The organism is Draconibacterium halophilum (assembly GCF_010448835.1).
Taxonomy (GTDB): domain Bacteria; phylum Bacteroidota; class Bacteroidia; order Bacteroidales; family Prolixibacteraceae; genus Draconibacterium; species Draconibacterium halophilum.
Genome location: NZ_CP048409.1, coordinates 4,316,139 through 4,329,307, shown reverse-complemented (window position 1 = coordinate 4,329,307; position 13,169 = coordinate 4,316,139). Strand labels below are relative to the sequence as shown.

Here is a 13,169-nt window from a genome sequence, read left to right as displayed (position 1 = left end):
CAATCTCACAGTCTCATAGTCTCACAATCTCATAGTCTCATAGTCTTAATGCTCACATATATTCTCCTGGTTTCGAGACTTAATCTACTCCAATCTCAATTTCTCAGTGCTCAAAGTCTCACCATCTTAGTGCTCAATCAGTCAATTCTTCCAACTTCAATCCATAAAAAAAGGGACACCAAACGGCATCCCCTTAAATATTGTTTTGTAAAAAACTTCCGTCTTCCGACTTCTGTCTTCTAACTTTTTCAGTACTATTTTACTGAGTTCATGTACTCAATCAGTTCGCAAACTTTTGCTGAGTAACCCATTTCGTTATCGTACCATGAAACAACTTTTACGAAAGTGTCAGTTAAAGCGATTCCCGCTTTAGCATCGAAAACAGAAGTTTGAGTTTCACCAATAAAGTCGTTAGAAACAACTGCATCTTCGGTGTAGCCTAAAATTCCTTTCAATTCGCCTTCTGAAGCTTCTTTCATCGCAGCACAAATTTCTTCGTACGATGCACCTTTTGCAAGGTTTACAGTAAGGTCAACAACTGATACGTCAGGAGTTGGAACACGGAAAGCCATACCAGTAAGTTTTCCATTCAATTCAGGAATTACTTTACCAACCGCTTTAGCAGCACCTGTAGATGAAGGAATGATGTTTTGACCAGCACCACGTCCACCTCTCCAGTCTTTTGCTGAAGGACCGTCAACAGTTTTCTGAGTTGCAGTAGTAGCGTGAACAGTTGTCATTAAACCGTCAACAATACCATACTTGTCATTTAATACTTTTGCAATAGGAGCTAAACAGTTAGTAGTACAAGAAGCGTTAGATACAAAATCTTCACCTTTGTATTCTTTATTGTTTACACCCATAACGAACATTGGAGTGTCGTCTTTTGAAGGAGCAGACATAACAACTTTTTTCGCACCTGCGTCGATGTGACCCTGAGCTGACTCTTTAGTTAAGAAAAGACCAGTTGATTCAACAACATACTCAGCACCTACAGCACCCCAGTTAATGTCAGCTGGATTTCTTTCTGCAGTTACACGAACAACGTCGCCGTTTACAACCAATGCACCGTCTTTTACTTCTACAGTACCGTCGAAACGACCGTGAGTTGAATCATATTTCAACATGTATGCCATGTAGTCTACATCAATAAGGTCGTTGATAGCTACAACTTGTACAGTTCCTTTGGCTACTGCCTGACGGAAAACAAAACGTCCAATTCGCCCGAATCCGTTAATACCTATTTTAATCATAGTTGAGAAAGTTTTAATTTATTTAAAAGAAAATTATTGTAATTATTTCGCTTTCAGGTTTTAACTGCCTGTTTTTTTTAGCGTCACAAAGTAAATACAAATTATTTATTGTGTCAAGGGCCGGTTTTTATTTCGTCCGAACCTTAATATTTACTTAAAGTGTTTAGAATGGAATAAGTCGTTTTTTTCGCCCAATTCCACAGGATGTATGCAAATATCGCATTCTCGCGAGCTTAAAAATGGATTAAAAACCAAATTATCAATATGATAAGCCATAAAATCGGTGTCATTAAAATATGTCAAATAAATTTGAAGAGCGTTCTTGGCAGGTATTTGTTATGCAAAAATTGTATTTATTTGCTTAAATATAATCATGAAGCGTACCGGTTCTAACTGTTTGCTTGTACCGTAATATTTGGAGCAGATGCAGATTGATAGCTGTATGCCGGACATTTGCATGTTTTGCATGAACCAAGAACAAGTATCAGGATAACCAGTAGGATTCCGGTTAGCCCATATTTGTAGCTGTATTTTACGGTTCGTGAGCTACACGTGCTTGAAGAATTAATAGGTTTCTTATTTTTTTGAGTGAAAATTCTCATTTATTCAATAGTTAATCATTTAAAATAAGCGAAAAAATGAGCTGTTTATTATATGAAATTAAAAAAATAAGTTTAAAATTGCATTAAAATGTGTTAAAATACAGAGTCGGGATTACGTTCAAACCTAATAATAAAAGGATATAAAATAGTAAGATTTGGATTAAGTTTGGCCCTGTTGAAAACATTCTGTAAAAGAATGTGTTTTATGCAAGTTATATTTTGTACATTGATGCAAAATTTTATACGTTTGTAGAGTTTGCTGTACTTACAGCGACATATTATCAGAAAAATGATTAACGAATTAGATAATTTAAAATCAATCAATCAATTAAGTTCAATTTAAAAAAAATGCTATGAGAAAAATGTTTACAAGGCTTTTTAGCTTGGCGTTATTTGTTTGGGTTGCAGGGATTGCAGGTGAGGCTTATGCCCAGTGCACTCCATATGCTATACCTGAGGATAGTGTTGTGCTAGTTACTGATCTTTCGGATATTTGTGATGAAGGACCGGTTACCTATGAAGTTGTCGGATTCGAAAATGCAGAATATGCGTTTAATTTCGATGGTGACACAATTGGTGGTTTTACTTCAGAACCACAATTTGATACTTATGAAGGTGTACCTTTTACAGTAATGGTTAGAACGATTAGCGAAACAGACACTTGCTACTCGGCCAATCTTCCTTTTACGGATGTTGATGTATTGGATTCAATGTATTTGGAGAGTGCTGTGGTGGAACAACCAACATGTTATGGCGATCGTCCTGAGATTACATTGACAGTTGCCGGAGGTTCATCTCCTTATTTGTATTATGTAGTTCATGAGGCTGACTGGGATGGGCCGGCGATCGACTACGATGTAAGAGCAACAAGAAATTCAGCTATTTATCAGGTTGATCCAAATGGATCAGGTAAATTTTACGTTGCAGTAAATAATGGTTCAAACTGTGTTGATCTTGGTTTGATCGAAAACTGGGATTCAGTTATGGTTAATCCGGTTCCTGCCCAGTTAGTAGTTGATAATGTAGTTGCTACAGGACCGACTTGTATTGGTGGCGTAGGAACAATTACAGTAGATGTTTCGGGTGGTACTCCATTTACCAGTGGTGAATATTGGGTTGAAATAGGAGATTCAACAGGATATACAACCGGGCAATCAGTTTCGTTTGATTTGGCTGCCGGAGAGTATACCCCATATATTAAAGACAGTTTAGGTTGTGATGAATATGCAGATACAACAATTGTATTTGAAGATCCTGAAGGAATTGAATACGAAATTACCATTGAAGATGTTTCTTGTGCTGAAGGCGCAAATGGTGCCATCACGGTAGCTATTACAAATTACGATGCTGCATTTGGTGATTACGCCGCTTCTATTGGTGATGGAAACTGGATTCCTGCTGGTGGTGATTCAATTATTGAAATTACCGGTTTAACAGCCAACTACTACGAGCTGTATATGACTGGTGCACAATATTGCGGTGATTCATTGGCCTACTATAATACTAATGAATCTGGTAATGTTGTAAGTGTTCAGGCTCCTGGTGAAATTACTTTTGAGTTAGAATATACTGATACATTAACCTGTAACGGCGACAGTACCATGCTTACTGTTGTTGATGTAGATGGTGGCTCAGGAACATATGAGTATGCTTTATACTCTTCGTGGTATGGATTAATTTCCGATTGGAGTTCAACAAAATCCTGGAAAGTAGCTGCTGGACCTTATGAAGTTTCTGTTAGAAATGCAGAAGGAGATGCTTGTGTTATTGATATGGATATTGAAATAATTCAACCAGGGAATCTATATTGGAACATGATTTATTCGAATAGACCTCCAACATGCCCTGGTGCAAGTGATGGTACTAATATGGTAAAAGCATTAGGTGGATCCGGAGAATATAAGTATTCTTTAGATAGTGTAAATTGGACAACTTCTGGTTCTTTCGCTTTACCTGAGGGACCTTACAAAATTTACGCGAAAGATGCAAATTGCCCGAATGTAGAACCAATTTCTTACAATGCAGAGATACCCGCATTAGCTCCGCAGCTTATAGAGGTTGTTGATGGTGCTGATACATCAAACTGCGCGTATGGACAGAACAATAACTATGTTGAAATCCAGACTTCTTCATGGGGAGCGAGATCTGGAAGGAATCTAACTGTGGTTGCTTCTACATCATTAACGGATCTTTATGTTACCGGAGATACATTGAATCCCATTGATGATTATGCATATACATACGATGATTATAATAACCAGGCATCGTTTTACATGCAAAATGTTGACGCAGGTACATATTATATTTGGGCTATTGATAATTATGGCTGTACATTTGATGACGATTATTTAACTATAGAAATTACTGAACCAGATTCGTTTGTTATAAGTATAGAAGCAGTAGATACTTCAACTTGTGCAGAAGATATAAACGGTCAGGTTGCTATTACCATACCGGGTGATTATATGCCATATTATACTCAGACCTGGAATGAAAGTATGGATACAGTTACGTATTCATATCGATACGTATTTTACGGTGTTACAGAAAGTCTTGCTGCCGCTATGAATATGAGTACAACCTACATGTCTCAATTGCCAAATGATTACGCTGATAGTGTAATATATGTAAACGTTGGAGCAGGTATGTGGTATGGATCTGTATACACTTATACAAACACTTATTCATATGAGGTGATTGACGATAGTTGGAATTGGCTCGGCAGTGATTATTGCAATGAAAGAGCTTATACATTAGAAACTGCAGATGTAATTGGCTGGGATCCTGTAGAAATTGTAGATACAGCATATGCTGTTACACACAATATTTGTTACGGTGATAGCTTGGGTAGTATTGAGATTTATGCTGCAACCGGAGGTTCCGGTGACCTTGTTTATACCTTGCAAAAAGTTGACGAAGGTATTTTAACAGATGTTATGCCTTATGTTGAAGTTACTGAAACGGTATTTACTGGATTACCTAAAGGTACCTACATTGTAATGGTAACTGATTTAGAAGGATGTTACGGTGCTGAAACTAAAGAAATTCATGTTGATGGACCTGATAATTTTGACTTTACAGTAGAAAAAGCACAGGATATTAGTTGCTACGGTGCTAAGGATGGTATTATTACCATTACCGTAGAAGGTGGTAACGCACCATATATGTTTAAAGTTGGCAACAATAGCTGGCGTACAATGGAAGGTACTTCGAAAAACGTAAACATTACAGCAGAAGGAATGTATGAAGTGATGGTTATGGATAGCCTGGAGTGTCCGCTGGATGCTAAAACTGTTTCAGTAATGGAACCAGAGGCAATTACTCTTATGGCTGAAGCAAAAGATAAAACTTCAGCATGTGGTGACGACGATGGTGAAATTAAAGTTGTTGTTGATGGTGGTAACACTGATATGTTTGATATAGATCTTGTATTGGGAACTGATACTACTACTGTTACAGATGTAGATTCAATTTACAATTTCACTGGTCTTGATGCAGGAATGTACACGATCAATGTATTTGAAGTAGGTGAAGGATCAAACGGATGTATGGTAACAGACTCCATTTTGGTTGATTCACCAGATACTATTTCTTTCGACGCTGAAGTAGCTGCTCACAATTTGTGTTTTGGTGGTGAAGATGGAGAAATTGTTGTTAGTAACATCATGGGTGGAACTGAAGAGTATGCTATTTCAATTAGCCCGGTAATGGGTAAAAAAGATTCTAATGTATTCTCTGAACTTCCTGCCGGTTATTATAAAATAACTGTTGCAGATCTTGATGGAGATTGTTCAACTTCAGTTGATAGTATATTGGTAGAAGAAGAAAATGAACTTACTTTGGCTGTTCGTAAAATCAATGACATTACTTGTGAAAAAGATGGTGCTTTCTCAGCAACCGTTACAGGTGGAGTTGGTGATTATATGTACTATACAGCACTTACCGAAGTGGATTCAGGTCACATTCTTGTAGAGATACCTGATGTAACTGTTGACAGTATTTGGCAAGCTGATAGTATTCTTACTGTCGAGCAAGCTGGTACATGGGTTGTTTGGGCTAAAGATGCCAATAACTGTTTAATTGGTGGTGAATACAATGATGCAGGTGCTGTTGTAAACGAATGGCGTGTAAGGATTAATAATCCAGCGATTCAGGTTACAGTAAATGCTGTAGTTTCAGATGAACCTTTGTGTAATGGCGATATGACAGCTATGATTGCTGTTCCAGCAGATAGTGTTGTTATCACTAACGAAGGTGATGTTGTTGATCTTGCTTATACTGTGATGATTGACACTCTTGCAACTGATACCTTAGAAGATCTGGGTGCAGGTACATACATTGTTACAGTAATGCTTACTGAAAGTGGATGTATTGGTACCGATACTGTTGTTATTGAACAACCTAAAGTATTGGAAGTTGTATTAGAAAAAGCTGAAGGCGAATTCACTTGTCCTGATGTTGTGGAAGGGTTTATAGAAGCAGTTGCTACTGGTGGTACAGCTCCATATACTTATGAATTATGGGAAAATGGAGTGAAGTGGCCAAGTACATATGTAGATGAAGCTTTCATTGTACAAATTGGAAATGAATACGCTGCTGTTGTAATCGACGCAAATGGTTGTACTGATACAACTGATATACCATTAATGTTAGATACTGTTGCACCTGTCGAATTCGAAATAGTTAGAGAGTTAACTTGTTCTAGTGATACTGCAGCATCAGTTGAAATTGAAGTTTCAGGTGAAGAAGGACGTATGTTCCAGGTTCAGTGGACTCAAATTGAAGACGATGGTGGATCAGTTGTTTATTCTGATACATCGGCATGGTACCCAGCTGGAATGATTGCTCTTGATCAAGTATTCTTATTTGATAATGAAAACTTAGCTGATAAACATTACGATGTTACTGTAGTTGATAACATGGGATGTTCAAGTGATTCAACTTATAGCGTAACCTATGACAAGATTGCTAATGATCCTGTTGAGCTGACAGTTACTGTTGGAGCTGAAAACGATTGTACTACTGATGTAACAATTAGTGCAGCTGGTGGTGTTGGAACATACACTTACTGGGTTGATGAAGTGGTTGTAGAAGCTGGTCTTCAAATGTTAACTGGTGGAGAACACGTAGTTTATGTTGAAGATATGAACGGTTGTTGGGATACTGATACTGTTACATTGGCTTACACAATGAGCATGGATACAACATTAAGCATTTATGTTGGAGATACTGCAGAGTTTGTATATGGTACTATTGATACTATGTTGACTGCTGAAGTTGCAGGTGAAATGATGTATACTTTCTACAATGTTGTTGACACCGCTTGTACTGAAGAAGTAGTGGTTACTGTTGATGCAAGAGAAAGAATGATGCCTGTTCTCGATACAATGACTCCAATGGATACTATTGCTGATAATCACGCAATCTTCACTATCGTATTCGAAGATGAAGTTTGGTTCAATGATTCAGTAATGGGATACTTAACAGTAACTGCAATGGATTCAACTGTAGCTACATTATGGATTCCAATAACAGCTGACATGGTTGACGGTAATACAATTACTATCGACTACGATTATATGGAAGCTGGAATGCTTGAGTTGAACACTACTTATACAGTAGCTGTAGATAGTGGTATTGTAATGGGAGATGGACTTGCCTGGGATGGTGTTACAGGAAACTGGACATTTACAACAGGTGAAGACTATGCTACTGATGTAGAAACTATTGAGCCAGAAACTCTGGAATTCAAAGTTTATCCTAACCCATTCAATGATTTCATTAGAATTGACAATGCAGAAAAACTTGACCGTGTAGTTGTTTCAAACATCGCTGGTCAACGTGTTCTAGATATTGAATATCCAAGTTATGAAATCCGTACTGGTAATCTGACCACTGGCGTTTACGTTGTGACATTAATTTCGAACGACGAAATCGTTAAATCAGAAAGGATTATTAAAAGGTAATACCGAATTGATTGATTAGAAAGGGGAAGCTATTAGCTTCCCTTTTTTATTTTCAATACTTTTATAAGCTCGTAAATATTTAAATGAAGCAGTTGCTATGGAGTTATTAAATAAGCATGTATCAATTAGAAATTTTTCTGATAAGGTAGTTGACCCGGATTTACTAAAAAGTATCATATATTCAGGCACAAGAGCCTCTACAACCGGCAATATGCAGTTGTATAGTGTCATCATTACAAAAGATAGTAAGAGGAAAGAGAAACTACTGCCATTGCATTTTAATCAGCCTGTGGCTAAAAATGCACCAGTTTTGCTCACTTTTGTAGCCGATTTTAATCGTTTTTCGAAGTGGTGTCTATTCAACGAAGCCCAACCCGGTTACAACAATTTAATCTCGTTTACAAATGCACTAATTGATACCTCGCTAGCCGCACAGAATGTTTGTGTAGCTGCCGAGAATAACGGATTGGGCATTTGTTATTTGGGTACTACGGCATACAATGCAAAGGAACATATTGAACTACTTGAATTACCCCAACTAACTTTTCCTGTAACCACAGTGGCCTTGGGCTATCCGGAGGAGAGGCCTGAATTAACCGACAGGATCCCATTAAAAGGGATTATCCACGATGAAGTATATAAAGACTATGATAAGGCACAAATCGATGAATTATATGCCTTTAAAGAAAGTCTGGAGTCATCAAATAAATTTGTAGCCGAAAACAATAAACAAACCTTAGCGCAGGTTTTTACCGATGTGCGTTATAAAAAGGATGATAATGAGTTTTTCTCCGAAAAGATGATGAATACGCTAAGAGATCAGGAATTTTTTGTCTGATTAATCGGCAGTATATTTATTAATGTAAGCAAAAAGTCCTGACGGTAGCTGTTGCCAATCGGTAGTTTCTCGCCGTTAATAGAAACCATGTTCCCTTCAAGTGTATCAATTTTATCTACAGAAATGATAAATGATTTATGTGTGCGGTAAAAACGGTCTTGTGGCAGTAAGGAATGTATCTTTTTCATTGATAAATTAGTCACGAATCTATTATCGCGAACATGTATTTTTATATAATCACCTAAACCTTCGATATACAATATATCGTTAAAATTTATTCTAACTGATTTTTTATTGGATTTAATAAACAGAAAATCTGTATCAATATCATTCTCCGATGAACTCTCTGCTTTGTTTTTTAAATGATAAAGCTCTTCGGCTTTTACAAAAGCTTTAAAAAAACGTTCAAATGAAAATGGTTTCTTTAAATAATCTATGGCGTTAAGCTCATAACCTTCAAGTGCATATTCAGAGTATGCTGTAGTAAAAATTACCAGTACATCTTTGTTTAAATTTTTAAGAAACGAAATGCCTGAAAGTTTTGGCATATTAATATCAAGGAAAAGCAGATCAACGTCGGTTTTATGTAAAAACTCCTGAGCACAAATCGCGTCGTTACATGCGCCAACAATATCGAGAGAAGGTATTTTTAGCGCATATTGTTTGATCACATTTTGAGCAAGGGGTTCATCGTCGATTATTAGTGCTTTAATTGCCATTGTCTCTAAGTTTAAGTCTTAAGTGAACTGAATAGGTATAATTCTCTTCTTTTACTTCAAGTTGATAATCTTTAGTATGGTAGAGATGTTTAAGTCGTTGTTTTACATTGGAGATTCCAATACCCGAATTTTTTCTGTCAAAATTTTCCGGTTCCGCAAAATTATTTTCAAGATCAAAATTTAACCAATCGCCGTCTATCTTGAAGGACATGTTTATATAGTCGTTCTCGGTTCCGGGTAAACCGTGCTTAAAGGCATTGTCAATAAAAGGCTCAAATAATAATGGAGCAATGTGCGCGGAGCTGGTTATTTGTGGCTTCTCGTAATTAATAATCGTATTTTCGGCAACCCGTATTCGCTGAAGTGCAACAAAATTATCCACAAACTCCAGCTCTTTTCTCAAACTGATAAAGTTGTCTTTCGATTCGTATATAATGTGTCGCATCAGATCGGAAAGACGCAAAATCAAATCAGGAACTTTTTCCGATTTTATAAGCGACAATGAATAGATGTTATTAAGTGAATTAAATAGAAAGTGCGGATTTAACTGACCTTTTAATGATTTTAGCTCTGCTTCGAGTTTCTCTTTTTCGGTTTTGGCCAGTTTGTAGTTTAAATCTTGTAGCGACAGCCAATCTTTAAACAGTTTTAAAAATGTGGTTATACCAATATAAAAGAGTGTTGCAAAGAAAAAGGCCGAATGTGTTTCGGTGCTAAGTGATTGTAATTGCTCCGAAACCTCAAGGAATTGACGTAGTGGATAAACAATTAATAACTGAATAAACAAACTGCTGAGTGAGATCAAAACAACCAGCCAAAAAATGTAATAAATGTATTGTTTCCGGATAAGAAACCGGGAGATTAGAATATTTAGATTGAAGTAGACACCTATTGCAAATCCGGCATTTATAACAACTGATTTTGCAATAGTTGTAAAATCAAATTCGCGGCTGTAAATAAAAAAGATAAAACACAAAAAAACAACGCTGGCCATCCAAAAAAGAATGTGCCCGATAATTTTGTAACGTTTATTTAGCAAGTGTTTTTGCATTTAAATTCGATCTCGCTTTAAAAATATCTTTTTTAAATAATAAAGTACCGGATTTTTGTATTTAAGGTTTTTCCAGGGCCTGCTTGAATGTGGCAGATGCAAAACTCTAACGCCTTTTGCGAGATAGTTGTTAAAACCAATTTTTTTTGATTGGCGGCTAATAAAAACATCAAACCAATCTTTATCTTTTGCTAATTCCTTAAAGTTAAACTTTTCGAGAAAAGGCACCGTAATAAGTGTACAACAAAAACTTAGGCTATGCGAGGTGTCGATAACAGCATCGCTTTTAGTTTTTTCAAAATTATACGGGAAATTGTAATCTCCTTTTTCATCAATAGTAATAGCCCCAACTAACCCCGGCTTCTGCTCAGCTTTCATTGCATCTAATAACAACTGGATAGTATCCTTTTTTATTACTACATCTGATTCAATTATAATTAAAGGTATTCCTGCCTCCAAAGCAAGTTGTTGAGATTTTTGAAGAACAATTTTGTAATTGGGCGATGGTGTATCGGTTATCTCCTCCAGGTGCACGACATTAAATCCGAGATTTTTGGCAGCTGAGTCCAGGTAACGTTTGGTTTCAGGTTGGCTAAAATCATTAAATACATAATACGAAAAATTACCACCAGCCTCCATTACGGCATTTATTGTGCGTTTTGTTGTTTGTAATGAATCTTTAACCGGAGTAATTACAATAGCTTCTGACATTGTTGTTTAAATTGAAATGCAAAGTTAATTAAATTATCGTCGGGTAAGTAACGATAAAAGGCTTTTGAAAGTGCAGCACCAGCTAATTTTACTCTCCTTTAGTAAGTTCTTCAAACTTATGAATCAAAAATTCTATATCATCTGTATTCAAAGGGATGCCTGCAATAAAAAATACTTCAATATTTATGGTAGAATCGGCTACTTAATTACCTTTGCTTAAGGTTAACAAGAAAAGAAATGCTGTATGAGTGATGCTGTTCAAACTGAAAAAGAGTTCTCGATCGACCTGATTCCTGAACCCGAAAAGCTGGAGGAGATTGTGTTTTCCTTAATGGTAAATCCAAATTTATCCACCATAAATTATTTTAATGATTTTAGTGATCAGGGAATTTCTCCGGAATCAATTGGTGAAAGCGAGACGGATGAAATAGGTATTTTTGAATTAGATGGAAACGGTACCCGAATGGCAATGAGTACGCATGCTTTTCATCATCATTTGGTAAGCGATCCGCAAAAAGCAACAGAAATTTTAATATCGCGGGCAACCCGTAAAATGTTGTGTTTTGGTGCTAACCCTTTTGCTGTAAGTGCATTTTTATATCACATTGATTTTGCCGATCCTAACGGACAGTTTATTGCATCGGGTGCAAAAAAAGGACTTGAAAATGCTGCCGCAAAGTTTGGTCTAAAGATTTCTGATCGTAAAATTCGATTTGATCATTTCTCGGAACACGGACCGGTACCACCAACAATAATTATAAGTATTATGGCTCAGGTTCCGGAGGACGAGCGATTAATTACACATAGCTTTAAAAGCAAAGGGAATCACATTTTTGTGATTGGCCGATCACTTGATGATATAAATTCATCGGAGTATCTCGAGTTTTATCATGGCATATCAGAATCACCACTACCGGCTTTTAACATAGAGGACGAAATTGCAGTGCAAAAAGCAATTAAAACACTTCTGGAGAAGAAATTGGTAGAAAGTGCCAGTCCGGTAGGAAAAGGAGGACTTTTCTTTACTTTGCTACGTGCTGCAATTCCTAATGAATTGGGATTCGATATTACTACTGATGCCGAAACCAGAAACGATGCCTTCCTTTTTGGAGAAGCCATGGGCCGATTAATTGTCGGTGTAAATCCTGATAAAGAGGATGATTTTGTCGACGCTATGTCGGAAATAAATGTGCCTTTCTTTACCTTGGGCCATGTTACCAAAGGAGAGATCAGAATTGACGATCAGTCGTTAGGATATATTGACAAAATGACCGTTGGATCTTAATGGCAGCCCTTCCTTATAAACAATCAAAACAATCCAAGAAAGGGCAGGTGGAGGAGATGTTCAATAATATCTCGCCGCGTTATGATTTTCTGAACCACGTATTATCATTGAATATTGATAAAATATGGCGAAGAAAAACCATTAATAAACTGAAACCTTATCAGCCTGAGAATATTCTGGATATTGCCACGGGTACCGGAGATTTTGCTATTGCCGCGTTAAAGCTTGACAACGTAAAAGTTACAGGCATCGATATCTCAGAAGGCATGTTGAATGTTGGACGGGAAAAAATAAAGGCAAAAAAACTGGAAGATAAAATCCGGTTTCAAAAAGCCGATTCGGAAAACTTGCCTTTCGATGACGGTGCTTTTGATGCCGCCATTGTTGGTTTTGGCGTTCGTAATTTCGAGAACCTTAAAAAAGGGCTTGCCGAAATTCAGCGCATATTAAAACCGGGGGGCGTGTTTTTCGTTCTCGAATTCTCGAAACCGGTAAGTTTTCCATTCAAACAGATTTACCTGTTTTATTTTACACGCATATTACCATTGATAGGCAGGATGGTATCGAAAGACAGTAGAGCTTATACTTATTTGCCCGAATCGGTAAATGAATTTCCGGATGGTGACAGATTTTTGACTATTTTAGCCGATGTTGGTTTTGTTCAGAATGAATGCTATCGGCAGACTTTTGGAATCGCCTCAATTTACAAGGCACATAAACCCAACAAATAAAACAGAACAAACA

General features: G+C 36.9%; 8 protein-coding genes. 4 read left to right on the top strand and 4 right to left on the bottom strand.

The annotated features are described in order from the left end of the window. Nucleotides 1–254: 254 nt before the first annotated feature. Complete coding sequence (gap, locus tag G0Q07_RS17595) at nt 255–1,253, bottom strand: type I glyceraldehyde-3-phosphate dehydrogenase (protein ID WP_163348384.1); 999 nt, start codon at nt 1,251–1,253, stop codon at nt 255–257. Nucleotides 1,254–2,208: 955 nt separating this feature from the next. Here gap and G0Q07_RS17590 point away from each other — a divergent pair. Beyond that, nucleotides 2,209–7,821, top strand: a complete 5,613-nt coding sequence (locus G0Q07_RS17590) for a T9SS type A sorting domain-containing protein (protein ID WP_163348383.1) — start codon at nt 2,209–2,211, stop codon at nt 7,819–7,821. Between the two features lie 97 nt (nt 7,822–7,918). Next, entirely contained in the window at nt 7,919–8,659 is a 741-nt protein-coding gene (locus G0Q07_RS17585; protein ID WP_163348382.1) for a nitroreductase family protein, read from the top strand. Here the strand turns inward: G0Q07_RS17585 and G0Q07_RS17580 are convergent. Genes G0Q07_RS17580 through G0Q07_RS17570 form a run of 3 tightly spaced genes read right to left on the bottom strand, consistent with a single transcriptional unit; the run spans nt 8,641 to nt 11,140 of the window. Further along, nucleotides 8,641–9,378: a LytR/AlgR family response regulator transcription factor gene (locus G0Q07_RS17580; protein WP_163348381.1), complete on the bottom strand. Its 738-nt coding sequence runs from the start codon at nt 9,376–9,378 to the stop codon at nt 8,641–8,643. The two genes, G0Q07_RS17585 and G0Q07_RS17580, sit on opposite strands and share 19 nt — an antisense overlap. After that, nucleotides 9,368–10,429 (bottom strand): sensor histidine kinase, encoded by a 1,062-nt coding sequence (locus G0Q07_RS17575; protein ID WP_163348380.1) that lies wholly within the window; start codon nt 10,427–10,429, stop codon nt 9,368–9,370. Before G0Q07_RS17575 ends, G0Q07_RS17580 begins: the two co-directional genes overlap by 11 nt. Further along, entirely contained in the window at nt 10,430–11,140 is a 711-nt protein-coding gene (locus tag G0Q07_RS17570) for a glycosyltransferase (RefSeq protein ID WP_163348379.1), read from the bottom strand. A 244-nt stretch (nt 11,141–11,384) separates the two neighbouring features. On the opposite strand from G0Q07_RS17570, the gene G0Q07_RS17565 reads away from it, so the two are divergent. Further along, complete coding sequence (locus G0Q07_RS17565) at nt 11,385–12,425, top strand: AIR synthase-related protein (RefSeq protein WP_163348378.1); 1,041 nt, start codon at nt 11,385–11,387, stop codon at nt 12,423–12,425. Beyond that, on the top strand, nt 12,425–13,156 hold the full coding sequence (ubiE, locus tag G0Q07_RS17560) for a bifunctional demethylmenaquinone methyltransferase/2-methoxy-6-polyprenyl-1,4-benzoquinol methylase UbiE (protein ID WP_163348377.1): 732 nt from the start codon (nt 12,425–12,427) through the stop codon (nt 13,154–13,156). The genes G0Q07_RS17565 and ubiE overlap by 1 nt, the downstream gene beginning before the upstream one ends. The last annotated feature ends 13 nt before the right edge of the window (nt 13,157–13,169 follow it).